The organism is Nocardia sp. NPDC051463 (assembly GCF_040681975.1).
Classification (GTDB): Bacteria; Actinomycetota; Actinomycetes; order Mycobacteriales; family Mycobacteriaceae; genus Nocardia.
Map to the genome: position 1 here is coordinate 175,739 of NZ_JBFBAB010000008.1, position 23,945 is coordinate 199,683.

Annotated in this window: 23 protein-coding genes; 12 read left to right on the forward strand and 11 right to left on the reverse strand. The window is 67.0% G+C overall.

Annotated elements, in window-relative coordinates:
* Nucleotides 1-60 precede the first annotated feature (60 nt).
* Nucleotides 61-1,494 (forward strand): NAD(P)(+) transhydrogenase (Re/Si-specific) subunit beta, encoded by a 1,434-nt coding sequence (locus tag AB0M74_RS14230; RefSeq protein ID WP_364906571.1) that lies wholly within the window; start codon nucleotides 61-63, stop codon nucleotides 1,492-1,494.
* A gap of 134 nt (nucleotides 1,495-1,628) precedes the next feature.
* Here AB0M74_RS14230 and AB0M74_RS14235 read toward each other — a convergent pair whose 3' ends face one another.
* The 4 genes from AB0M74_RS14235 to AB0M74_RS14250 form a co-directional block, all read right to left on the reverse strand.
* On the reverse strand, nucleotides 1,629-1,874 hold the full coding sequence (locus AB0M74_RS14235; protein ID WP_364906358.1) for a ribosomal protein L7/L12: 246 nt from the start codon (nucleotides 1,872-1,874) through the stop codon (nucleotides 1,629-1,631).
* Nucleotides 1,875-1,916: 42 nt separating this feature from the next.
* Entirely contained in the window at nucleotides 1,917-2,516 is a 600-nt protein-coding gene (locus tag AB0M74_RS14240) for a TetR/AcrR family transcriptional regulator (RefSeq protein ID WP_364906361.1), read from the reverse strand.
* Complete coding sequence (locus AB0M74_RS14245; RefSeq protein ID WP_364906573.1) at nucleotides 2,485-3,750, reverse strand: MFS transporter; 1,266 nt, start codon at nucleotides 3,748-3,750, stop codon at nucleotides 2,485-2,487. Before AB0M74_RS14245 ends, AB0M74_RS14240 begins: the two co-directional genes overlap by 32 nt.
* A gap of 124 nt (nucleotides 3,751-3,874) precedes the next feature.
* Nucleotides 3,875-4,750 (reverse strand): NAD(P)H-binding protein, encoded by an 876-nt coding sequence (locus tag AB0M74_RS14250; protein ID WP_364906364.1) that lies wholly within the window; start codon nucleotides 4,748-4,750, stop codon nucleotides 3,875-3,877.
* A gap of 80 nt (nucleotides 4,751-4,830) precedes the next feature.
* Between AB0M74_RS14250 and AB0M74_RS14255 the strand changes: the two genes are divergently transcribed.
* Nucleotides 4,831-5,796, forward strand: a complete 966-nt coding sequence (locus AB0M74_RS14255; RefSeq protein WP_364906367.1) for an AraC family transcriptional regulator — start codon at nucleotides 4,831-4,833, stop codon at nucleotides 5,794-5,796.
* Nucleotides 5,793-6,215 (forward strand): thioesterase family protein, encoded by a 423-nt coding sequence (locus tag AB0M74_RS14260; protein WP_364906370.1) that lies wholly within the window; start codon nucleotides 5,793-5,795, stop codon nucleotides 6,213-6,215. The genes AB0M74_RS14255 and AB0M74_RS14260 overlap by 4 nt, the downstream gene beginning before the upstream one ends.
* 124 nt (nucleotides 6,216-6,339) lie before the next feature.
* On the opposite strand, the gene AB0M74_RS14265 is transcribed toward AB0M74_RS14260, so the two are convergent.
* Together AB0M74_RS14265 and AB0M74_RS14270 are read right to left on the reverse strand one after the other, a co-directional pair.
* A complete protein-coding gene (locus AB0M74_RS14265; RefSeq protein ID WP_364906373.1) occupies nucleotides 6,340-7,143 on the reverse strand; it encodes an SDR family oxidoreductase in 804 nt (267 codons plus the stop codon).
* Nucleotides 7,144-7,383: 240 nt separating this feature from the next.
* Complete coding sequence (locus AB0M74_RS14270) at nucleotides 7,384-7,917, reverse strand: Lrp/AsnC family transcriptional regulator (RefSeq protein ID WP_364906376.1); 534 nt, start codon at nucleotides 7,915-7,917, stop codon at nucleotides 7,384-7,386.
* A gap of 145 nt (nucleotides 7,918-8,062) precedes the next feature.
* Between AB0M74_RS14270 and pdhA the strand changes: the two genes are divergently transcribed.
* The 4 genes from pdhA (at nucleotide 8,063) to AB0M74_RS14290 (ending at nucleotide 12,186) form a co-directional block, all read left to right on the forward strand.
* On the forward strand, nucleotides 8,063-9,175 hold the full coding sequence (pdhA, locus tag AB0M74_RS14275) for a pyruvate dehydrogenase (acetyl-transferring) E1 component subunit alpha (protein ID WP_364906379.1): 1,113 nt from the start codon (nucleotides 8,063-8,065) through the stop codon (nucleotides 9,173-9,175).
* On the forward strand, nucleotides 9,172-10,146 hold the full coding sequence (locus tag AB0M74_RS14280) for an alpha-ketoacid dehydrogenase subunit beta (protein WP_364906382.1): 975 nt from the start codon (nucleotides 9,172-9,174) through the stop codon (nucleotides 10,144-10,146). Before pdhA ends, AB0M74_RS14280 begins: the two co-directional genes overlap by 4 nt.
* Nucleotides 10,147-10,174: 28 nt before the next feature.
* The gene (locus AB0M74_RS14285) at nucleotides 10,175-11,539 is read left to right on the forward strand and encodes a dihydrolipoamide acetyltransferase family protein (protein WP_364906385.1); all 1,365 of its coding nucleotides are present in this window, start codon (nucleotides 10,175-10,177) and stop codon (nucleotides 11,537-11,539) included.
* A gap of 152 nt (nucleotides 11,540-11,691) precedes the next feature.
* Nucleotides 11,692-12,186, forward strand: coding sequence for a nucleoside 2-deoxyribosyltransferase domain-containing protein (locus tag AB0M74_RS14290; protein WP_364906387.1), 495 nt, complete (start codon nucleotides 11,692-11,694; stop codon nucleotides 12,184-12,186).
* Nucleotides 12,187-12,190: 4 nt separating this feature from the next.
* Here AB0M74_RS14290 and AB0M74_RS14295 read toward each other — a convergent pair whose 3' ends face one another.
* Nucleotides 12,191-13,588: a benzoate/H(+) symporter BenE family transporter gene (locus AB0M74_RS14295; RefSeq protein WP_364906390.1), complete on the reverse strand. Its 1,398-nt coding sequence runs from the start codon at nucleotides 13,586-13,588 to the stop codon at nucleotides 12,191-12,193.
* Between the two features lie 214 nt (nucleotides 13,589-13,802).
* Between AB0M74_RS14295 and AB0M74_RS14300 the strand changes: the two genes are divergently transcribed.
* Nucleotides 13,803-14,621, forward strand: coding sequence for a sulfurtransferase (locus AB0M74_RS14300; RefSeq protein WP_364906393.1), 819 nt, complete (start codon nucleotides 13,803-13,805; stop codon nucleotides 14,619-14,621).
* Nucleotides 14,622-14,858: 237 nt separating this feature from the next.
* Here the strand turns inward: AB0M74_RS14300 and AB0M74_RS14305 are convergent, their stop codons facing one another.
* Nucleotides 14,859-15,221, reverse strand: a complete 363-nt coding sequence (locus AB0M74_RS14305; RefSeq protein WP_364906396.1) for a hypothetical protein — start codon at nucleotides 15,219-15,221, stop codon at nucleotides 14,859-14,861.
* Between the two features lie 192 nt (nucleotides 15,222-15,413).
* Between AB0M74_RS14305 and AB0M74_RS14310 the strand changes: the two genes are divergently transcribed.
* Entirely contained in the window at nucleotides 15,414-18,341 is a 2,928-nt protein-coding gene (locus AB0M74_RS14310; RefSeq protein ID WP_364906399.1) for a DEAD/DEAH box helicase, read from the forward strand.
* Nucleotides 18,338-19,096 (forward strand): hypothetical protein, encoded by a 759-nt coding sequence (locus AB0M74_RS14315; protein WP_364906402.1) that lies wholly within the window; start codon nucleotides 18,338-18,340, stop codon nucleotides 19,094-19,096. The genes AB0M74_RS14310 and AB0M74_RS14315 overlap by 4 nt, the downstream gene beginning before the upstream one ends.
* A 5-nt stretch (nucleotides 19,097-19,101) precedes the next feature.
* Here the strand turns inward: AB0M74_RS14315 and AB0M74_RS14320 are convergent, their stop codons facing one another.
* A complete protein-coding gene (locus AB0M74_RS14320) occupies nucleotides 19,102-19,590 on the reverse strand; it encodes a hypothetical protein (protein ID WP_364906404.1) in 489 nt (162 codons plus the stop codon).
* Between the two features lie 73 nt (nucleotides 19,591-19,663).
* On the opposite strand from AB0M74_RS14320, the gene AB0M74_RS14325 reads away from it, so the two are divergent.
* Together AB0M74_RS14325 and AB0M74_RS14330 are read left to right on the forward strand one after the other, a co-directional pair.
* A complete protein-coding gene (locus AB0M74_RS14325) occupies nucleotides 19,664-20,194 on the forward strand; it encodes a TetR/AcrR family transcriptional regulator (RefSeq protein WP_364906407.1) in 531 nt (176 codons plus the stop codon).
* Between the two features lie 169 nt (nucleotides 20,195-20,363).
* Complete coding sequence (locus tag AB0M74_RS14330) at nucleotides 20,364-21,128, forward strand: helical backbone metal receptor (protein WP_364906410.1); 765 nt, start codon at nucleotides 20,364-20,366, stop codon at nucleotides 21,126-21,128.
* A gap of 426 nt (nucleotides 21,129-21,554) precedes the next feature.
* On the opposite strand, the gene AB0M74_RS14335 is transcribed toward AB0M74_RS14330, so the two are convergent.
* Nucleotides 21,555-21,962 carry a DUF3224 domain-containing protein gene (locus AB0M74_RS14335; RefSeq protein ID WP_364906413.1) on the reverse strand — a complete coding sequence of 136 codons (408 nt, stop codon included), beginning with the start codon at nucleotides 21,960-21,962 and terminating at the stop codon, nucleotides 21,555-21,557.
* A gap of 119 nt (nucleotides 21,963-22,081) precedes the next feature.
* Nucleotides 22,082-23,578 carry an NAD(P)/FAD-dependent oxidoreductase gene (locus tag AB0M74_RS14340; RefSeq protein WP_364906416.1) on the reverse strand — a complete coding sequence of 499 codons (1,497 nt, stop codon included), beginning with the start codon at nucleotides 23,576-23,578 and terminating at the stop codon, nucleotides 22,082-22,084.
* Between the last annotated feature and the right edge of the window lie 367 nt (nucleotides 23,579-23,945).

Consider the following 23,945-nt stretch of genomic DNA (forward strand, 5'->3'; position numbering starts at 1 on the left):
CTCGGGAGCGCAGCCAGCGCAGCGACCAGCGGACTCTGCGGCGGTAAAGGCGGATAAGTGATGCACACCTTCGACAATGTGACCTATCTGGTCAACGGCCTCTACATCGTGGCCTTCGGCATGTTCATCTACGGCCTGATGGGTCTGACCGGCCCGAAGACCGCGGTGCGCGGCAACCTGATCGCCGCGGTCGGCATGTTCATCGCCGTTGTCGCGACCCTGATCTCGGTGCGCCACACCAGTAACTGGATCTTGATCATCGCCGGACTCGTGGTCGGTATCGCCCTCGGTGTGCCGCCCGCGAAGTTCACCAAGATGACCGCCATGCCACAGTTGGTCGCCGCGTTCAACGGTGTCGGCGGTGGCACGGTCGCGCTGATCGCGTGGTCGGAATTCATCAACAGCCAAGGCTTTTCGAGCTTCGATGAAGAGCCGACCGTGCACATCGTGGTCGGTTCACTGTTCGCGGCGATTATCGGCTCGGTGTCGTTCTGGGGCTCGCTGATCGCCTTCGGCAAGCTGCAGGAAATTCTGCCAGGCCGTCCGATCGGCCTCGGCAAGCTCCAGCAGCCGCTGAACCTGCTGCTGCTCATCGGCGCCATCGCGGCGGCCGTGGTGATCGGTATCGGCGCCACCGACGACGGTGTGTCGCAGTTGTGGATGATCGCGGTGCTCGTGCTCGCCGGTGTGCTCGGCCTCGCGGTCGTGCTGCCGATCGGTGGCGCCGACATGCCTGTGGTCATCTCGCTGCTCAACGCGCTCACCGGATTGTCGGCCGCCGCAGCGGGTCTCGCGCTGAACAACACCGCGATGATCGTGGCGGGCATGATCGTCGGCGCGTCCGGCACCATCCTCACCAACCTGATGGCCAAGGCGATGAACCGGTCCATCCCGGCTATCGTCGCCGGTGGATTCGGTGGCGGCGCAACGGCGCCCGGCGCGAGTGGCGACGGCGAGGCCAAGCAGGCCAAGGCCACCTCGGCCGCCGATGCCGCGATCCAGATGGCGTATGCCAACCAGGTCATCGTGGTGCCCGGCTACGGTATGGCCGTCGCGCAGGCGCAGCACGCGGTCAAGGAGATGGCGGAGCTGCTCGAGGCCAAGGGGGTCGAGGTCAAGTACGCCATCCATCCGGTCGCGGGACGCATGCCCGGGCATATGAACGTGCTGCTGGCCGAGGCCGAGGTCTCCTACGACGCGCTCAAGGAGATGGACGACATCAATGGCGAATTCGGCCGTACGGATGTTGCCTTGGTGATCGGCGCCAACGACGTCACCAATCCGGCGGCTCGGGAGGACACGTCCTCGCCGATCTACGGCATGCCGGTGCTGAACGTCGACCAGGCCAAGAGCGTCATCGTGCTCAAGCGCTCGATGAATTCCGGCTTCGCCGGTATCGATAACCCGCTGTTCTACGCCGACCACACTTCGATGCTGTTCGGTGACGCCAAGAAGTCCGTCGGTGCGGTGACCGAGGAACTGAAGGCGCTGTAAAGACGGAGAAAGCGCAGCATTCGCACTGTGCCGAACCTCTGGTGCGCAAGCCCTCTCAGGCCGCACCGAGATCGGGAAAGCCCGTTTTCATTCGTGGAGACGGGCTTTCCCCCGTCGTGGCCTCCGCTCGGGCGTCAGCGGTGCCGGAGCTGATGTTCACGAGCCTCGACCGCCTCCTTGGCTTCCTTCAACCCGGCGCCGGGGTCGAGTTCCCGATAGCGCTTGATGGCTTGGATCTTCTTGCCCTGCGCGATGAATTCGTCGATCTCGGTGTACCCGAGCACCGCGCCTGGTTCGGTGATGCCCAGGTGCTTCATGATCAGATCGAGCTTCCGTTCGAGCCGTTCGATCTTGCGCTCGAGTCTGCTGTTGTCGAACATCCCACGAACATACCGACGTGGCCGCGGACTGCGGGCGCAACGCTATTCGCTCGATTGCCGCAGCGCGTCCAGCACGAGTCGGAGCAGTCGATCGGGCTGGCCCGGGTCGGCGCTGTGCCGGGCCGCTAAGGCGATGCCCGCGATCAGCTGGATCACATCGTCGATGGTGACGTCCGTGCGAATTCCACCGGCTTCCTGGGCCTTGGTCAGCAACACCGCACCGGCCTGGTGGATGACTTGCCTGCAGTCGAAGTCCAGCTCGACCGGTCCGGCCAGGACCGCGCCGCCGAGGCCGTGATCGGTGCGGGCATGGGTCAGCAGGGCACACAGCCAGTTGGTGAGTGCCGAGGTCGGCTCGCTCGAACTCAGGTCCTCGGCGTATTCGCACCGCGTATCGATCCGCGCGCGCAGGACAGCTGCCTGCAGCGCTTGACGGCTGGGGAAGTGCCGGTAGAGGTCGCCGGGGCCGACTCCGGCGCGGCGTGCGATGTCATTGAGCGATGCCTCGGGGCCTCTTTGGTGAACGCGTGGCCCGGGGCAGGCTGAAGGTGTGCGACATGTGGTGGTGGTCGGCTCTCGGGGTGACCGGCCAGGTGGTCGAGGACAGCGCTCAGTTCCGTTGCGGAGAAACAACACCCGCATAACGGCAGCACAGGAGTGCGGCGATGAGCGGGACAGCCATCGCGGCAGTGAGGGGCATCAGGGCGGTGAGCCAGCCGATCACCGCAGGGCCGGCGAGCAGGCCGAAGTAACCGAGGCTGAAGACTCGGGACATGTCGGTTGCTGCGGTGTCGGTACCGAGATTGCCTGCTGCGGTGAAGATCTGGGGGACGATGCCGGACAGGCCGAGGCCTGCGATGGCCCAGCCCAGCAAGGAAAGCGGCACCCAGTCCGACACCATGATCAGCCCGATACCGAGGGCGGCGAGTGCGCTGCCGTTGCGGACCAACGCCGCGCGACCGAACGCGCCGCTGATGCGGTCCGCGGTGAATCGGCCCGCTGTCATGGTGATCGAGAAGGCGCTGTAGGCCAATGCCGCGGTGGCTTCGTCGACACCGAGGTGCTCACGCATTTGCAGGGTGCTCCAGTCATTGGCCACACCCTCGGCAAGCAGCACACCGAAGGCTATGGCTGCCAGCGCCAGTACCTTTCGGCGCTGATCTGCACGACTGGGCAGCTGCCTCGCCTGCGCCCCTGGGCTGTCGATCGGTTCCGTTGGACTGCCGCCATCGGGCGGCGCGGGGGACGGCTCGGGAATCCTCGATTCGGATCGGGTATCGCGCAGTAGCTGTGGCACCAGCGCCGCGGTGACGATCAAGCCGACGATCGCCGCTAGCGTCAAGGTCGGTCGAGCATCCCAACCTGCCCGCAGAGTCGCGGCGCCGATCAACGATCCGAGGAGTCCGCCGCCGGAGAACAGCGCGTGGAATGCGGACATGATCGGACGTCCATATCCGCGTTCAACGTGTACCGCTTGGGTATTCATCGACACGTCCAGCGCTCCGTTGCCGAAACCGAAGCAGGCCAGCGCAATAGCCAGCGTCACAGGCCCGGTGGCCAGGCCGGGGCCGAGCACCGCGACCGACGCGAGGGCGGCGGCCACGCCGACCAGCGTGCGACTGCCGAAGCGGTCCGCGAGCGGGCCCGCGATCCGCATGCCGACGATGCCCGCGCCCGCCATCAGCAGGATGAACATGCCCAGCGTCGACTTCGAAACACCGGTGTGATCGGTGACGGCGGGGATGTGGACCACCCACATGGCCAGCAGGAAACCGTTCAGCGCGAACACCACGAATACTGCGGCACGAGCGATACGGGTCGCGGGGTCGATCGTCGAGGTCGCCACCGATTCGACGGTACCGACGATCGTTCCGATGGGCGAGCGGTCTCCTCGCGGCCGTGGTCGCGGGCGGTTCGGGCTGCCGGTGCACCACCGACGCACGGGTGCTCGTCACCTGCCCCGATGGTCCGGGCGGGGTGATCGCGGCGTCGCGATACACCTACCGGGTAGCCGGTCTCCCAATTATCTTTCGGCCCAATGCGTTCCAGGCTGTGGAGTGTGCGGCATCCCGGACATACTCGGCGAAATCCTTCGGCTGCCTGCCGAGCGCCCGGTGCACGCCGTCCGTGGTCGCGGAGTTCCTGCCGTCCAACACCGTGCCGAACAGATAGTCGAGCAGGCTGACCGCATCGGAGGGGACCTGGTATTCGGTCAGTGCCGCAATGAAATCGGTACGGGAAAGCGGGACAAAGGCGATCTCGCGCTCGGTGGCCGCCGCGATCTCGGCGACAGCCTCGGCGAAGGTCAGCGCCCGCGGTCCGGTCAGCTCGTAGACCTCGCCTTTGTGCGTGTCCTCGGTGAGCGCGGCGACAGCCACATCGGCAATATCGTCAGCGTGCACGAACGGCTCGGGAACGTCACCGTTGGGCAGTGCGACCTCGCCGGCGAGCACATAGTCGGTGAAGGCGCCCTCGCTGAAGTTCTGGGCGAAGAAGCTGCAGCGCACGACGGTCCAGTCGAGGCCGGAATCCTGCACCATTCGCTCGCATTTCTGTGCCTGCGGCTCGCCGCGACCGGATAGCAGTACGAGCTTCCTGACGCCTGCGACCTTGGCCGCGGCGGCGAACCGGTGAATGGCGATCGGGGCGCCCGGCACGGCGAGGTCGGGCTGGTAGGCGATGTACACCGCGTAGACGCCGTTCAGCGCGGGAGCCCACGTACCGCGATCGTCCCAGTCGAACGGGACGGTCGCGGTGCGAGAGCCGATCCGGACCGGATGCCATGATTGCCGCAGTCGGGTCACGATGCGGCTGCCGGTCTTGCCGGTGCCGCCGGTGACCAGGATGCGGGGCCGGCAAGCAGTGCTGTTTGTCATGGTTCAAGTACATCGGCGCGGGCCGAGCGCAGACATGGTTCAGCGGCTCTTGATCATGCGCCATCGTCTACTGTTGTCGTGTGGATGCGCTCGCCAGTCTGCTCGAAGGTCCACGCGCCAGAGGTGCGTTCGTGATGTGTTCGCTGCTGGCACCGCCGTGGTCGCTGCGTATTCAGGACCAGGCTCCGCTGACGGTCGTTTCGATGATCCGAGGCTCTGCATGGGTGATGGCCGAGCCGGGCGCAAAGCCCGCCCCGCCCCGGCACATCAGTGCGGGCGACATCGCGATCTTTCGCGGGCCCGACCACTACACAATCGCCGACGACCCCGCCACCGAACCACAGATCTATATCGATCCCGGCAATGTCACCAAGACTCCTGACGGTGAAATTCTTTGTGAGACATTGAGTCTCGGCACACGTCAGTGGGGCACCGACGCGGACGGCGCCACCGTGATGGTGACAGGTACTTACGAGTCCGCAGGCGCGGCAAGTCAACGACTGCTGCGCGCGTTGCCGCCGGTCGTCGTACTGTCGCGCGGCGACCTCGACAGCCGGCTGCTGGACCTGCTCGTCGACGAGGCCACCAAGGACGAGCCCGCCCAGAACGTGGTCCTGGACCGGCTGCTCGATCTGGTGCTGATCGCGGCGCTGCGCGCCTGGTTCGCCCGCAACGACGCACCGGCCTGGTACCACGCCTACAGCGACCCACTGGTCGGCAAGGCACTGCGGCTCTTGCAGCACAACCCGGCGCACGGCTGGACGGTCGCCAGCCTGGCCGAGGCGGTCGGCGTGTCACGAGCCGCACTGGCCCGCCGCTTCACCGACCTGGTCGGCGAGCCGCCGATGGCATTCCTCACCGAATGGCGTCTCGCACTCGCCGCCGACCACCTCCAGGAGTCCGACGCCACCATCGAATCGATCGCCCGCCAGGTGGGTTACGGCAGCGCCTTCGCGCTGAGCACCGCGTTCAAACGCCACTTCGGCGTCAGCCCGCGCGACCACCGTCAGGGCGTGACCTCGGCTGAGCTATCGTCGGCCGGGTGACGCAGCAGTATCCAGTCCTCTGGCCGGTGCCGACCCGGTGGGCCGATAACGACCACTACGGGCACGTGAACAACGTGACGTACTACTCGTATTTCGACACCGCGGTCAACGCGTGGCTGATTCAGGCCACCGGCACCGACATTCGGGAGCTGCCCGCGCTCGGTGTGGTCGCGCAGACTTCCTGCCAGTACCTCGGTTCACTGAGCTTTCCCGACCAACTCCAGGTCGGTTTGCGCATTTCCCGGCTCGGCCGCTCCAGCATCACCTATGACCTCGCGATCTTCCGTGAAGACGGCGACGCTCTCGAGCTTGCCGCCACAGGCAGTTTCGTGCATGTCTACGTAGACGCCGAGACCCGTAAACCGGTAGAGATTCCGGAGATCATCCGAACCGCTGCCGCCACGCTCGTCACCGAGTAGGCCGCCGAACCTATCGCGCGTTATCGGACCGACCGACAGGTGTGGCCCGTCCAGCGATCGGCGGTAGTGACACGGTGGTCGGGGCGGGCATCCAGGGCCACCATTCGACTGTCCTCGGTATCGGCTAGCTCTTCAGGGCGGATTGGAAGCGGCGCATGCCGTCGAGCCAGCGGTCGTAGTCGGCGCCCTTGTGACGGTACATTTTCAGGACCTCGGGGTGGGGGAGGATCAGGAAGTGTTCGGCGTCTACGCCCGCGAGGATTGCCTCGGCGACCTGTTCGGGTGTGAGCACAGCGCCTGCGGTGGTGACGGCTTTGACGGCGAGTTCGCCTGCGGCGGTGTCTTCGGGGATGAGCCCGCCGCGGAGTAGTCGGGTGTCGACGCCCATCGGGCATACGCAGCTGACACGGATCCCTTTGTCTCCGTAGGTGACCGACAACCATTCGGCGAAGCCGACGGCGGCGTGCTTGGTCACCGAATAGGGTGCGGAGCCGATTTGGGTGAGCAGTCCGGCCGCCGACGCGGTGCTGACGAAATAGCCGCTGCCGCGCTCGAGCCAGTCGGGCATCAGCAGTCGCGCGGCCCGCACATGGGCGAGCACATTGACTTCCAGCGCGGCCGACCACTGCGCGTCGGTGCTGTCGAGTCCTGGTCCGCCGCCGATTCCGGCGTTGGCGAAATACAGGTCCACCGGACCGAATTCGGCGGCGGCGCGATCGATCAACCCCTGAATCACCTTCTCCTCGGCGACATCGCCGCCGACCGACACCGCGCCCGCGCCGATCGAATCGGCGACGCCCGCGACAGCGTCCGTGTCCAGGTCGGCAAGCACTACCCGCGCACCGCTCGCGGCCAGCCGTCGCGCCAGCGCAGCTCCGATGCCCGCACCTGCTCCGGTGACGATCGCGACTTTGCCCGAAATCTCCATGCCCGCACCCTAGAACTCGGCGACCACCTCGTACAGCGCAGGATTGGCGATCGCGTAGGTCGGCGCTGTCCGCACCACACGACCAGCTGGAAGCAGACATCGTGTCGATGGCCCGATGCAGCCGGTTGCCCCGGAAGCCGGGAGCTTCCGATATCAGGGCGGCCCGCCCGAGCCAGTGCGCGGCGAATTCCTCGCCGCGATCGGCGGGCAGCACGAAGGCGTCGAGCGGGCGCGTCGTCGTTACGGACGGATGCCGGGTTCCAGCGCCGATCGCGGGTAGGACCCCGACCTGGCCAGCCGGTCGAGCAGCGGAGCGGTGCGCGGCCCGACCAATTCCCGCATCACCAGCGCCATATTGGTCCGTTCCACACCGGGGATCTTCAGGATTTGCCCGGCGATCCGGTACAGGTCGTCCGCGTCCTGGGCGACCACCCGGACGGTCAGGTCGGTCGGCCCGGTCATGCCGCACACTTCGGTCACCTCCGGCACCTCGGCGAGTTCGTCGACCACCGAATCCAGCTGATGCTGATCGACGACGACCGCGACGAAGGCCGACAACGGATAGCCGAGGGCTCGTGCGTGGACTCGCCGCTCGAAGCTGCCGAGCACGCCGCTGGCCTCCCAGCGCGACAGCCTCGCCTGCACGGTATTGCGTGAGAGCCCGAGCCGGGTGGCCAACTCCACGCCGGTCGCGCGCGGATTGGCGACGAGTTCCAACAGCAGCCGTGCATCGGTGGCGTCCAAGGTGGTGTCGACGGGTTCTCTACTGGACATACAACGCAGTATGACATTGGTCGCCGGTCTGGAATTGGGCATTCTGCTCACTCTGGTGTCCAACACTTGCGCAGATCGACATCTGGGGCATGCTGTGTGATATACGACACATTCACTCGGCGCCCGTGGTGAGGAGGCGATCACGATGCCAGACAAGTCTGTGTATCCCATTCAGTTGATCCAGCCCGACGGCCGTCGCGTCTTCGACCGGGAGCATGCCGCGCTGATTGCCGACATCGGGCCCGAGCAGCTGCGCGACCTCTACGAAGATCTGGTCGTTACCCGCAGGATCGATATCGAGGCCACCGCACTGCAACGCCAGGGCCAACTCGGACTGTGGGCCCCGATGCTCGGCCAGGAGGCCGCGCAGGTCGGTTCCGCGCGGGCATTGCACCCCGACGACTACGTGTTCTGCAGCTACCGCGAGCATGCGGTCGCCTACTGCCGCGGCGTCCAGCCCACCGAACTGACCAGGCTGTGGCGCGGCGTCGCGCACTCGGGCTGGGATCCGAACGCGGTGAACATGACCAACCCGAACATCATCGTCGGCTCACAGGGTCTGCACGCGACCGGCTATGCCTACGCCGCCCACCTCGAGGGCGCGGAAATCGCGACCATCGCCTATTTCGGCGATGGCGCGACCAGCCAGGGCGATCTCGCCGAGGCGCTCGGCTTCGCCGCGAGCTGGAGTGCGGCGGTGGTGTTTTTCTGCCAGAACAACCACTGGGCGATCAGCTCCCCGGTACGCATCCAGAGCGCGACGCCGATCGCGCGCCGCGCCTACGGTTACGGCATTCCCGGCCTCCAAGTCGACGGCAACGATGTGCTCGCGGTCCTGGCGGTGTCCAGGCAGGCCATCGCACGGGCCAGGTCGGGCGGCGGCCCGTCGTTCATCGAGGCCATCACCTATCGAATCGGCCCGCACACCACCGCCGACGATCCCACCCGCTACCGCTCCGCCGCCGAGACCGAGGAGTGGAAGCGTCGCGACCCGATCGACCGGCTGCGCAAGCTGCTGGAACGAGAGTCGCTGTGGGACGAGGCGTTCGAGCGGCGAGTCGCCGCCCAGGCCGACGAGATCGCGCATCAGGTGCGATCCGCGACGATCGATATGCCCGATCCGGCGCCGATGGCACTGTTCGAGCACGTCTATGCCACCCCGCATCCGCTGATCACCCAGGAGCGCAGCGAGTACGCGCAGTATCTGGCCGGCGATCCCGGCGGGGCTGCGGTGCATCAGGAAGGAGTCCACTCATGATCACCACCTTCGCGGCCGCCCTCAACGCCGGGTTGCGGCGGGCGCTGGAAGACGACCCGAAGGTCGTGCTGATGGGCGAGGACATCGGCCACCTCGGGGGTGTGTTCCGGGTGACCGACACCTTGCAGAAGGACTTCGGCAACCACCGCGTCGTCGACACTCCGCTCGCCGAATCCGGCATCATCGGGACGGCTTTCGGCATGGCTCTGCGCGGCTTTCGGCCGGTCTGCGAGATCCAGTTCGACGGCTTCGTGTATCCAGCGTTCGACCAGATCGTCTCGCATGTCGCCAAGATTCACTTTCGGACACAGGGCACGGTGGTCGCGCCCCTCACGATTCGCATTCCGTTCGGCGGCGGGATCGGTTCGGTGGAACACCATTCGGAGTCGCCAGAGGCCTATTTCGCGCACACCGCCGGACTGCGGGTGGTGACACCGAGCAACCCGGCCGACGCGTATCTCATGATCCGCCAGGCGATCGCGCTGGACGACCCGGTGATCTTCTTCGAACCCAAGCGGCGCTACTGGGACAAGGCCGACGTCGACTTCGCCGCGATCGAGGGCACCCCGCTGGACCAGGCGCGAGTGTGCCTACCCGGCACCGACGCGACCGTCGTCGCCTACGGCGGCACCGTGGCGACCGCGCTGACCGCGGCGAAAATCGCTGCCGAGGAAGGTCATTCGCTCGAGGTGATCGATCTGCGCAGCCTCTCGCCGATCGACTTCGACACCATCGAGGCGTCGGTCACCAAGACCGGCAGGCTGGTCGTGGTGCACGAGGCACCGGTTTTCGCGGGGCTCGGCGCCGAAATCGCCGCGCGCATCACCGAACGCTGCTTCTACCACCTGGAGGCGCCGGTGTTGCGCGTCGGTGGGTTCGATATCCCCTACCCCCCGGCTAAGCTCGAAAAGCACCACCTGCCCGACCCCGACCGCATCCTGGCGGCGGTCGATCGCTCGCTCGCCGCCTGACCTCGCCCGCTCAGTGAGAGGTGCCTCCGTGGCAGATCTGGAATTCCGGCTACCCGACCTCGGCGAAGGGCTCGCGGACGCTGAACTGGTGTCCTGGTCGGTGGGCATCGGCGACACGGTGGAGTTGAATCAGACGATCGCGGAGGTCGAGACGGCCAAGGCCGTCGTCGCGTTGCCGTCGCCGTTCGCGGGGACGATTGTCGAGTTGCTCGCCCAGCCGGGCGACACGGTGCTGGTGGGCGCGCCGCTGATCCGGGTGCGGACCGAGGCGGATGTCCCCGCGCCGGCCGCCGCGGAGCAGGACAACTCGAGGCAGGACAGTTCGGCGAACGGCACCGGGCGCACCGCCGTGCTCGTCGGCTACGGTCCCGAAGGGGACACGGTCTCCCGTCGTCACAGGCCTGCTCCCGCTGGGGTGGAACCCGATGCGCCGCAGGATAATACGACGGCCTCGGTGCCGCAGACCCAGCGAGCCGCGGCGACGCCCGCGGCCCGCAGGCTCGCCCGCGAACTCGGGATAGATCTCTGGTACGTCGCAGGCTCCGGACCTGGCGGCGCGGTGACCGTCGAGGATGTCCGCGACGCCGTCCCGGTCTCTCGGCCGCGCACGGCGGCCACTCACGCCCCGGCTCGGGCCACAGCGGCCCCGCGGTCGGACAGCGACCAGGACGGCGGCCTGATCCGGCCCACCGGCCGCGAGGAACGCACCCCGATCAGCGGTATTCGCAAACGCACCGCGGCGGCCATGGTCGCGAGCGCTCGCACCATCCCGCAGGCGAGCACTTTCGTCACCCTCGACTTCACCGCATCGATGGAGCTGCTCGACCACCTGCGCACCACGAAGTCGTTCCAGGGATTGACGCTGACTCCGCTCGCGCTGATCGCCAAGTCCGTTCTCGCCGCCCTCGCGGAATTCCCCGATATCAACGCATTCTGGGACGAGGCGAAGCAGGAGATCGTCACCAAGCACTACGTGAATCTCGGCATCGCGGTAGCCACCGATCGCGGTTTGCTGGTGCCCAATCTCAAGGAAGCTCAGACGCTGAGTCTGCGCGAGCTGTGCCAGGAGATCGGCTGGCTGGCCGAGACGGCCCGGTCCGGTAGCGCGACGCCCACCGATCTGCGTGGCGGCACCCTCACCATCACCAATGTCGGAGTGTTCGGTGTCGATATCGGGGTTCCGCTGGTCAATCCGGGTGAGGCGGCGATCCTGTGCCTCGGCTCGATCCGCGAGCGGCCCTGGGTGTTCCGCGACGAGGTGGCGATCCGCTTGATCACCACCCTCGGCATCAGCTTCGATCACCGCATGATCGACGGAGAGCTCGCCTCCCGATTCCTCGCGACCGTCGCAGGTCTCCTCGAGGACCCACTGACTCTCCTCGGCCGCGTGTAAGCACCTGCGTCGATTCCTAGGCGCGCGGCTACTCGTCACCGCGACGAGCGGGCGGCCGACCCCGCCTGAGCCGCAACCGCTTACCCGCTTGCCGATAGATCTGTGATCTCATAGGAACGGTCCCCGACGGCAGGCATGAAGGCGGAACGCGCATGAACGACCGAGTCACGGTGATCTGGGCGCGCGAGCCCATCCCGGCCGGGCCGAGTGTGTTCCTCGCAGGCCCGACGCCACGGGACGCCGACACACCGTCCTGGCGCCCGGCTGCGATAGCCGCCATCGAATCACACTGGCAAGGTCAAGGACCGCTGCTGGTGCTCGCTCCGGAAACCGCAGGTGGACTGCGGGAATCGGACTACGACAATCAGGTCGACTGGGAGGTTGACGGACTCGACAGCGCCGGCGCCATCCTGTTCTGGATCCCGCGGGATATCCGGCGGCTGCCGGGCTTCACGACCAACGTGGAGTTCGGGTTGTATGCCCGCTCGGGTCGGGTCGTTCTCGGGTGTCCGCCGGATTGCCCGAACCCGGAGCGCAATCGCTACCTGGTGTCGACCGCGCGACGTTACGGGGTACCGGTGCTCGAAACACTAACGGACACTGTCACTTCGGCGCTCGCAGTCATCGGCGCCGAACCCGCACGCTGAGGGTTCATCGCCGAGCCGCGCGATGGGTGAGGACCTGCCGGACCACCAGTCCGGCGATCAGCGCCCAGAACGCCGCGCCGATGCCGAGGAAGCCGACGCCGGACGCGGCGATCAAGAAGGTGACGATGCCCGCTTCGCGGTGCTGCTCCGACTTCAGTGCGCCTGCCAATGCCGTGGCAAGGGTGGCGAGGAGAGCAAGGCCCGCAACGGTTTCCAGGGTGCCCTTCGGTGCGGTGGCGATCAGGGTGACCAGTGCGGCGGAGCCCAGCGCGAGGACCAGGTAGGTGGCACCCGCGGTGAAGGCCACGATCCAGCGTCGTTTGGGGTCCGGGTGCGCCGCGGGCGCGGCCGAGAGGGCGGCGCTGATCGCGGCCAGGTTGATCGCGTGGCCGCCTGCGGGAGCGCCGAGGATGGTGCCGATGCCGGTGACGCTCATGGCCGCGCGCCATGGCACTTGGTAGCCGAAGGAACTCATCACGGCGATGCCGGGAAGGTTCTGCGAGGCCATAGTGACGATGTAGAGCGGGATCGCGACGCCGATCATTGCCTGCCAGTTCCAGTGCGGCAGTGTCAGTTCGATCGAGGGCGCCATCGCGGCGAGATCGAGGTCCTTGTGCTGCACCGTGATGCTGATCCCCGCACCAACGGCCGCGGTGGCGAACGCCGCGATCACCGCCCACCGCTTGGCCACGCGGTGGAGGACCAGCCAGACGACGATCACCGGAACCACCACCGCCGGACTGGTCTGCACCGCTTTCACGGGAGCCAGGCACAGTGGCAGGAGCACGCCTGCCAGCATGGCCTGTGCGATCTCCACCGGAATCGCGGCAACCAGCCGGCCGAGCCGCTGCCACAACCCCGTGATCACGATCAGCACGCCGGCGAGGGCGAACGCGCCGACCGCCGCGGCCCAGCCCCCCGACACCGCGCCGGTGCTCGCGAGCAACGCGGCCCCTGGCGTCGACCACGCCAGCGTGATCGGCATTCGATAGCGATAGCTCAGCAACATCATGCCGACGGCTTGGGTGACACAGATCGCCAGCAGTCCCGACGCCGCCTGCGCCGAGGTGGCCCCGACCGCGGTCAAACCACCGAGCACGACCGCGAACGAACTGGTGAAGCCGACCAGAGCAGTGACCACCCCGGCCCCGAGCGGGTGTGCGAGCCCTGTTTCGGTGGACTCCGCCTCGGCCTCGGACAACCCGATCGGCTCGGGTGACCTGCTCGAATCGGTTGGCGTTGTCGGATCCGGCGGCACGCTCGAACTGATCGGTGCCGTGTGCTCATATGAGTCGGTCGGCCGCGACGGAGCCGTCGATCCGGGCAAGGCCGTCGGCGCGTGCGGCATCGTCGACTCCGGCTTCGGATCGGTCGCTTCGGACGCCGGGGAAACCTGGGACATCTCCGGGATACTGCCGCCATCCGCCACCGCATGTCACCAGCCAGTGGTCCGGAACTGGACTGAATTCCGGCGCGATGCGGACCGGACCGCGGACGTGGGGCAGATCGGTACTACCGGCGAGTACTTGCGATCCGCGCCGACACCGCCGCCCCCAACTGCGTAGGGTGGGGAAAGTCGGTGCTCGGAGGGTACGGATTCTGAACGAGGAGCTGTGGTGAGCGCGGTACTTATCTCGGCAGGGGAGTTGCGGGAAGCTCTGGCGGACAAGCGGGTTCGCCTGCTCGATGTGCGCTGGGCATTGGGCGACCCGGACGGTCCTCAGCATTATCTCGACGGCCATATTCCCGGCGCGGTGTTCGTCGACCTGGAGACCGAACTGGCCGCGCCGCCTTCACCGGCGCGTGGACGTCATCCGCTCCCCGAGGTCACGCAGTTGGAGAAGTGCGCGCGCAGCTGGGGTGTGCGGACCGGTGAATCCGTCGTCGTCTACGACGCGACCGGCGGCATGGCGGCGGCGCGGGCGTGGTGGCTGCTGCGCTGGGCCGGCATTGCCGATGTGCGGATCCTCGACGGCGGACTGCCCGCGTGGACGAGTGCGGGCGGCGCGGTCGCCTCCGGCAGCGAGCCGGATCCCGAGCCCGGCGATGTGCAGCTCAGCCCGGGGCACCTGCCGACCATCGACGCCGACGCGGCGGCCAAATGGGACGGTGTGCTGCTCGATGCGCGCGCAGGCGAGCGCTTCCGCGGCGAGGTGGAGCCGATCGATCCGCAGGCGGGACATATCCCCGGCGCGCACAGCGCGCCCACCTCCGCGAACCTGGATGCCGCCGGACACTTCCGCGCGGCGGACGAATTGCGCAGCCGCTTCGCCCAATTCGGCTCCGGTCCGGTCGCCGTGTATTGCGGTTCCGGCGTCACCGCGGCCCATCAGGTTGCCGCACTGGCGGTCGCCGGTGTACAGGCCGCCCTGTATCCGGGTTCGTGGTCGCAGTGGTCGAACGACCCCAAGCGTCCGGTCGCCACCGGTAGCTGAGGTTCGATCACAGGCCGCCGCGGGCGCCGCCGTTCACCGCGCGTTGTCGGCGGCGGTTACCGGCGGGATGGCGACGATGTCGTATTCGGCCGCGTAGGCAGTTGCCTGTATGAGAGCCCTGCGTCAAAGACAGCAACCATCGCCGAATGTCGGCCGGGCGTCGGATCACACCGTAGGAACCGACATTCGTAGAACCTGGAGATCGTGCGGCGGCAGAGAAATTGCCGCTGGCCGACCTCACAACCAGGCGCGAGCCAGTAACTCGTCGTCGGTGACCTCGCTCGAGCGTGGTGGGAACCTGGTGGCCGCGATGGATTCGACGCAGATGCCGTCGTGCCCGATCAGCCACGATCCTCCGCGTTCCTCGCACTCCGCGATCTTGGCGAAGACGGTGAGCAGGAAGGTGATCGCGTCACGCGGATCCAGGGTGCGGGCCAAGCGCTGTGATTCACCGGGGCGCGACAGGTCGAGCCACACGCCACACTGTCCGTCCAGTCGCATACCGACGATCTTGGCGGTGTTCACAAAGGTGAATTTGCGTCGTTCCCACGGCGTCGTAGGCGTGAAGCTCTGCTCGAGTGCCTGGAGCAGAATCGTCATGCTGCTGCCCTCCGCATTTCATAGATACCTAAAACTTTGTGGTAGATACCTAAGCTTCCCGCTGGCACCCAGCTCCGATTCAGCCGCCATGACCAGGGGATATCCCAGTATGTTCCGACCGCGCTCAGAAATCCAGGAATCCGGCGCCACGGCCCGCGCGGGAGTGTCGGACCTGCCTGCTTGGATGGATTGATGCTGCACGGTCTGTGGTCGCCGGGATCGGGGTTGCTGCTGTGGCAGCGCCCACCGGTCGTCGCGCTACCCGATCCGCTGGGCAGTGTGCTGAGGACATCCCGATTCCGGCATCGAGCCGAGGTACTGGTCATCGGGTCGGAGGCGGAGCAAACGCCGGTGTCCGTGGTGCCGGCCGAACGAGCGCACGGGGAGGCGACCGAGCGAACACGGGGACACGCGGCGCACCTGCGTGCGCACGAGGCGGCGACCCAGCAGGTGCGCGCGCACGCCATGGCACCGGCCGCGGCAGCGGGCGCCTTGCGGCAGCGGTTGCCCGCCGAGGCGGTCGCGGGGGATTTGCGCTTCCTCGCCCACGTCGCGCACGGCATCGAACGCTGGGTGCGGGCCGGTCGAATCGTGCCGGAGCTGCGCCGCGACGATGGCCAATGGTGGGTGCGCTGGCGGCTGGTCGGCGGTGAGCGGCAGCGCGCCTGGCTCGCCGAACTTGCGGTGGCCATGCCCGCCGCGCTTCGCGTTGCCGGTCGACCCGGCGCAGTGCTCGACGACATGGTTGCCGAACTCACCGATCCTATTGCCAGAGAACTGCTCGAACTCGGGGCCTCGACGCATCCGCTGGTCGCCGCGCTGCTCGGTGATGTGGCACTGGACGGCGGAAGTCACCAGCTGGCCGAGGCGCTCGAGCGCTGGCGCTCGAGCCTGACCGGGGATGAGCCGAACCTGGTGTTGCGGCTACTGGAGCCGGACGGTGAACTCGGCACCGAGGACGAGTCGGTGGCCCTGTGGCGCTTGGAGGTGTGTCTGCACACCGAGGGTGAGGCGCCGAGTCCCGTACCGCTGCATGGTGATCCGAGTCTCATCCGCACCGCGGTGGAAAAGCTCGGCGTCGCGCAACGCGCCTATCCGCGGCTGCGCGACCTGCCCAGTGACCCGCGCACGCTGGATCTGCTACTGCCGACCGAGGTGGTCGTCGATCTGGTTGCCCACGGTGCGCACGCGCTGCAGGCGGACGGCATTCGACTGATGCTGCCGCGGGCCTGGAACATCTCGTCCCCGACCCTGCGCATGCGGGTGGACAGTGCCGTGCCCGCCGCCGAGAGCACCGTCGGTATGCGCGGACTCGTCTCCTACCGTTGGGAACTCGCGCTCGGCGACACGGTGCTGACCACGGCCGAGATGCGTCGACTGATCACCGCCAAATCCGACCTGGTGCAGCTGCGCGGCGAGTGGGTGCAGGCCGACCACAAGGTGCTCGCCGCCGCGGCCCGCTACGTCGCTGCCCACACCGACGACACCGAACTCACCTTTGCCGATCTGATCGGCGAACTCGGCGCGGGCCATGTCGCGAAGGTGCCGATCACCGAGGTCACCGCGACCGGCTGGGCCGCCGAATTGCTCGACCAGGCCCGCGAACCCGAACCGGTGCCGACACCGATCGGGCTGAAGGCACAACTGCGGCCTTACCAGGAGCGCGGCCTGTCCTGGCTGGCCACCATGAGCCGATTGGGTTGCGGCGCAATCCTTGCCGACGACATGGGGCTCGGCAAAACGGTGCAGGTACTCGCCCTGCTGGTGTATGAGCGCGAAGCGGCGGGCGGGTGGCATGGCGATGGTGGACAGTCGGACGCTGATTCGTTCGGTCCGACCCTGCTGGTGTGCCCGATGTCGGTGGTGGGTAACTGGCAGCGCGAGACCGAGCGGTTCGCGCCGGATCTGCGGGTGTGGGTGCATCACGGGGTCGGGCGGTTGGCGGGCGAGGAGTTGGACGCCGCGGTGGCGGACGCGGATCTGGTGATCACGACCTACGCGCTGCTTGCTCGGGATGCCACGGAGCTGGGTCGCAGGCAGTGGGGTCGGATCGTGCTCGACGAGGCGCAGCACATCAAGAACGCGGCGACCAGGCAGGCGCGGGCGGCACGGTCGTTGCGGGCGCGGCATCGGCTGGCGCTCACCGGAACTCCGGTGGAAAACCGGCTGGAGGAGCTGCGTTCGATCATGGACTATGCGAACCCGAAGCTGCTGGGCACACCGCAATCCTTCCGTGCGCGTTTCGCCGTGCCCATCGAGCGGGAGCGCGACGAGAACGCGGTCAGCCGCCTGCGCATGATCACCCAGCCGTTCGTGCTGCGCCGGGTGAAGACCGATCCCACCGTGATCAGTGACCTGCCGGAGAAGCTGGAAATGACGGTGCGGGCCAACCTGACGGTGGAGCAGGCGGCGCTGTATCAAGCGGTGGTCGACGACATGATCGACAAGATCAGGGACGCGAAGGGTATGGCGCGCAAAGGCGCTGTGCTCGGGGCACTGACCCGCCTCAAGCAGGTGTGCAACCATCCGGCGCACTTTCTCGGCGACGGTTCCGGTGTGCTGCATCGTGGCAGCCATCGTTCAGGCAAGCTGGCCCTGGTGGAGGATGTGCTCGACGCTGTGCTCGCCGATGGCGAGAAGGCGTTGCTGTTCACCCAGTTCCGCGAATTCGGTGACCTCGTCGCACCTTACCTCGTCGAGCGTTTCGGCACCGAGATCCCGTTCTTGCACGGCGGTGTGCCGAAGAAACGTCGCGACAGCATGGTGACCCGGTTCCAGGAGCCCGGCGGTCCGCCGTTGATGTTGTTGTCGCTCAAAGCAGGCGGCACCGGACTGAACCTCACCGCGGCCAATCACGTGGTGCACTTGGATCGCTGGTGGAATCCGGCGGTGGAGAACCAGGCCACCGACCGTGCGTTCCGCATCGGTCAGCAGCGCAATGTGCAGGTGCGCAAGCTGATCTGTGTCGACACCATCGAGGAGCGGATCGACGAAATGATCAGCGGCAAGCGGCAACTCGCCGATCTGGCTATCGAGGCGGGAGAGAACTGGATCACCGAGCTGAGCACCGACGAACTGCGTGATCTGTTCGCCCTCGGAGCGGAGGCGGTGGGCGATTGAGTCCCTACTCCGATTACGGCAAGCGCCGCCCGGTATCAGGCGGGGTCGAAGCGCGCAGTCGCCGTGGCGCGTTCGGGCACACGTGGTGGGGGAAGGCGCTGATCGAGGCGGTGGAGGCGATGTCGGAGCCGGGTCGGCTGGCTCGCGGCCGCACCTACGCCAGATCCGGGCAGGTGGTGAGCTATCGGATCGAGCCGGGCGCGGTGACTGCCGAAGTGCAGGGCAGCCAGCCCCGTCCGTTCACGGCGGTGTTCACCGTCCGACCACTGCGGGACGAGGAACTCGTGTTACTCATCGAGACCATCCGCACCGCACCCGGCATGCTCGCCGAGATCGCTTCCGGCGCCTTGCCGACGGGACTGGGCCCGCATCTCTTGCCGACCACGGCCGCCGATCTGGATTTCGCCTGCACCTGCCCGGATCCCGGCTGGCCGTGCAAGCACGTCGCTGCGACCTGCTACCTGCTCGCCGAACGGCTCGACGAGCGTCCACGCGAGATTCTGACGTTGCGCGGGCTCGATCTGGACACACTCATCGCGGGCATCGAACGGGATCCGAATCCATCGCAGTCCGATGATCCCTATGGTGACCGGACCGAGCTGCCGAAGCTTCCCAAGATCGAATTCCATTCGGCCATGGATGATTTGGATGCGATGCTGTTGCGGCGAGCGTTGCGCATGACCGCCGAGGACGAACAGATCGCCGCCGCCGGGCTGCGTGATCTGCGCACGCTCTACGACGAGCTCGGTCGCTGAGGACCTCACTGTGATCGAACCCTGCGGCGCCCGGCCATGAACACCGCGGCGAAGCACAGCGTGGCGAGGCCGGATAGCGCGATCACCGGTTCAGGAAAATACAGCAGGGCGATCCAGAAGACGCCTCCTGCCGCGCCGACGCAGGCGCCGTTGAACAGCGACCAGCGGGCGATCAGTTGCGGGGCGGCGCGCACGGCGGCGATCGCCACTAGCCCGAAAAGCATCCCGAGCAGCCCCATTCCGACGCTGTAGCCGGTATTCAGGTCGAACACGCTGAGCTGTCGGCCACCCTCGACCATGGTCGTCGTTGTCCGTGCCGACAGCTCGTTGATTGCTTCTTCTGCCGGCGTATCCGTGCCGCCGAAGGCGTGCACCACGAGCAGGTGCGCGAGGCCGATCGCGCCGAGCAGTGCGGCGCCGGTGAAATGGACGGGTGCGGCCCATCGTGCGGAAGTGGTGCCGCTCGATGCGGACGAGGTTGTTATCGCGGTCATCGCGACCTCCATAAACACGGAACTCGGGTTGCCCCCAGAAGCAGAACAAAAATTATGTTATAGGCTGGAAGATGTGGCAGGCAAGAGTTCATGGTTGGAATCAGGGTTGGCGATCCTCGGCACCGCAGGGCCGACCGGCCTCACCATCGACAAGTTGGTCGCGGCGACCGGGCTCAGCACCGGGTCCTTCTACCACCACTTTTCGGGCATGTCCGGCTATAAGACCGCGCTACTCGCCTACTTCGAGGAAATGCACACCACCCGCTACCTTCGCGAGGTGGGTGCGGCCGCGGAGCGGCTCGATGGGCGCGGCCGGCTCGAGCTGCTGATCGACTTGGTGCTCGAAGACGATGAGCCGGCCAACATAGAGATGGCGGTGCGGGCGTGGGCGCTCAACGACCCGATCGCCGCCGCGGCCAAGGAACGCGTAGACAACGCCCGGCTCGGTTACCTTCGCACTCTTCTGTTGGAGTCCGGATACGCGGACAACGATGCCCACGACATCGCCCAGATCCTCTACCTGCTCGTGCTCGGCGCGGGAAGTGTGCTCCCCACAGTGCCACCGGAGCAGCTTCGCGAGCTCTGTCGTCGGATAGTGGGATGAGCATCGACCGGCGGACCGGTAGCGAATTGTGCTGTGTCGCAACCTGTTCGGACTCGGTGATCTCGGGCGTGGGCAACCCGGGCGTGATCGGTCGGCGGCCGGTGGTGCTTCGACGGCCTCGGGCGTGGAAAGCCCGGGCCGTGCTTCGGTGGCAGCGGGCGGTGCTGCGATGATGTCGGTCGCCGACGACCTCGGGGTCGAAATCGTGCTCGCCGGACGGGTACGGCGGGTCGTGTCCCTGGTGCCCTCGCTGACCGAGGCGGTGGCAGTCACCTGCCCGGAAACCCTGGTCGCGGCGACCGATTGGTGCAGTCATCCCGCCGATCTGGAGGTCGAGCGTGTCCGAGGAACCAAGAACCCGAACGTCCGCCGCATTGTCGAGTTGGCCCCCGACTTGGTGCTGTGCAATCAGGAAGAGAACCGCCGCATCGATGTCGAACGCCTGCGCAGCGCCGGAATCCCGGTGTGGGTCACCAGGATCGAGACGATACCCGAGGCCATCACCTCGCTGACCAGGCTGTTCACCGTCGCTTTCGACGCCACGGTGCCGACATGGCTCACCGAGGCCGAAACTTCTTGGGCCGCAACACCACCCGCGCCCACATGCAACGCCGTGATTCCCATCTGGCGCAACCCGTGGATGGTAGTCGGCCGCAACACCTTCACCGGCGACGTTGCCCGCCGTCTCGGTCTGAACCTGGTGCACGCCGGCCACCCCGACCGCTATCCACGCCTCACCGACGACGAACTGACCGCGGATATCGACCTGGCCGTCCTCCCTGACGAGCCCTACGTCTTCACCGAAACCGACGGCCCCGAAGCCTTCCCCGGCATCCCCGTGGCCTTGGTCGAGGGTCGCGCACTCACCTGGTACGGCCCCTCTCTCGCCACGGCCCGCGCTGTGCTCACCGAGCGAATAGACCACGCGAGTTGACCGCTACGCGGGCGTGCCGCCGCCTGAGGCGCCCGTCGGGGGCGACGACTCCACATCAGTGGACCGCGCCTGGGCAGCCCACCGTCCGCTGGGCACTATCTCGGCAGACCAATGCGCAGGATGACAGCCGGGTGGTGCGATGGCTGTGGGCCGGGTGCTGCGGCGTGATCTCCACGCGGCTGACTGTCATGTCCTGGGTACCGCGAGAGGTGATCCCTACATGGCTGACTGTCGTGTGCTGGGTACTGCGAGGTTGATCCCCCTACACCGGGTGGGCTTCCGCGGGCTGGGCACCGCAGCCGCCGGGTGCGGCGTGGGTCGCGTGCAATGCAAGGTGATCGTCGGGTGGCTGACGGCGGTGGGCTGGGTGCCGCGCGGTCGACGCCGCGTGCGGTGAACGTCGAGCGGTGACCGCACGGCGGTGTCTCAATCGAGCTCGTAGTCGAACCAGAGGTGGTGGGTGCCGTCTTCGTCCACGGTCAGGCCGCCGGTGCCCTTGATTCCTGCGAGGTCGCCGGTGCCGCTGGTGGGGACGATGATGAAGAACTCGGCTCCGCGGTCGGTCCCGAGTGTGGTTGCCGAGTGGGCGAAGTTGAATGCCCCCGCCGTGCCGTTCAGGGTGCCTTCGAACGACTCCATCGCAACATAGGTACCGGCACCGGTGGCCTGGTCGAACGCGGCGGTGAACAACGTCGCCGAGCGCCCCTTGATCTCACCCTCGAATTCCTTCTGGATGTGCGCGACGCCGACCGGGAGCGCGGTGGTGATGGCAGGGTCGGGTACGACATCGGTCGGGACGAAGGACGCGACGGAAAAAGTGCCGGTTGCTTTCATGCGGCAGATGCTAACGACCGGCACCGACAAGTACCGGGCCGCTCGGGCGGTCCGCGCTCTGGGGTGCGCGCCGGAGCCCCGGCTCGCCGCGACACCGAAACCGCACCCAGCTGCCGGGCCTATCGGCCACTCGTGGCAAATCGATAGTCGGAGAGGTCGAAGTGTCCACTGCGCCAAGCGGCTTCAGCGGTGGTGGACGGACGCAGCGGGACATCGCCGTGCGCGTCGAAGTAATAGCTGTTGGCCAGCGCGCAGCTGTCCTGCCAGAAGACCTGGCCGTCGCGGCGAGCCAGCATTTCCTGGAAGAACCGGTCGTTGGCCGCCTCGGTGACCTCGACCAGCGTGGCGTCGGCCGCACGGGCCTGTCGCAGGCAGCGCAGGATGTGCCTGACCTGATACTCGATCAGTGCGAAATACGACGAGCCGTTGTAGCCGTAGGGTCCGATGATGGAGAAGAAGTTCGGAAAGCCGGGCACGCTGACGCCCTCGTAGGCCTGCAACCTGTTGTCGTCCCACCACTTTTCGAGATCGCGTCCGCCGACGCCGCGCAGATCGTAAGTCGGCATATTGCCGGATTCCATCACCTTGAAGCCGGTCGCCAGGATGAGCACGTCCGCCGGGTGCTCGATGCCGCTCGAGGCGCGGATGCCGGTGGCGGTGATCTCCTGGATCGGGTCGGTTTCCAGCACCACGTTGTCGCGGTTGAAGGTGGCCAGGTAGTCGTTGGAGAAGCCGGGCCGCTTGCAGCCGAGACCGTAACGAGGCGTGAGCTTTTCACGGATTGCGGGATCGGCGACCTGGCGCCGCAGGTGCGCGAGCCCCGCCCGCTCGGCGAGTTTGGCTATCGGCAGCGTGCCGTAATAGTGCGCCGAGATCGGGAAGGTGAACTCCACGTAGGTATGGCTGATCAGCCGGGTCAGCGTCCGCCCACCCGGCACGCGTAGTGCCAATCGGACCGGTTTGGGCAGCGGCAGATCCGGTCTGGGCAAACACCAGATCGGGGTGCGCTGAAATACCGTCAGCCGCTCGACCATCGGTGCGATCTCGGGAATCACCTGGACCGCGGACGCGCCGGTCCCGATAATCGCGACGTGCTTGCCGCGCAGATCCTGCCCGTGATCCCAGCGTGAGGTGTGCATGGTGACACCGCCGAAATCGGCGATACCGGGGATATCGGGCAGCTTCGGCCTGGTCAGCACGCCGGTCGCGCTGATGAGGAAGCGCGCGGTGAGCTCGGCGCCGTCCCCGGTGTGTAATCGCCAGCAATGCAGGTCTTCGTCGAACTCGGCATCGGTAATCGTGGTGCCGAACCGGATCCGGGACCACAGCTCGTATTTGTCCACGCACGATTCGGCGTACGCCTTCAGTTCCCGCCCCGGCGCGTACACCCGCGACCAGCTCGCCCGCTGATCGAAGGAGAACTGGTAGCTGAACGACGGTATGTCGACGGCGACACCGGGGTAGGTGTTCCAATGCCACGTCCCGCCGACCCCATCGGCTTCATCCACGATGAGGAAGTCGTCGAACCCCGCCTTCCGTAGCTTTATCGCCGCGCCGATCCCGGAGAACCCGGCCCCGACGACGATCACCTGGTGATCGATCGCGTCGCTGCTCATGTGACCTCCTTCGGCCTGCGAACTCACCATGCCCACGTCACAGGATCCGCACTCTCGGCGCTGTCGGCGCGGTGCTCGATGCCATCCACGGTACGACCTCCACCCGGTGTCAACCAGGCAAATCGGTCAGTTGGCCACTCGACGAGCGGGATATCAGCGTGCGGTTTCGCTGTGTGTCGCCGCAGCCATACCCCCTCGACTGCCAGTCCCGCCGGCCACTCGAGTCGAGAATCGAGTCTCCGATATCGCCACCACGACCTGGCCCTGCGCTGTCGACTCCATGAGGACAAGTCTGCGGAGCCGCCGGATGTCCACAAGGCCGCGTTGCCCACAGATCCGGCCGCCCTCGGGTCGGCCACGAGTGCCC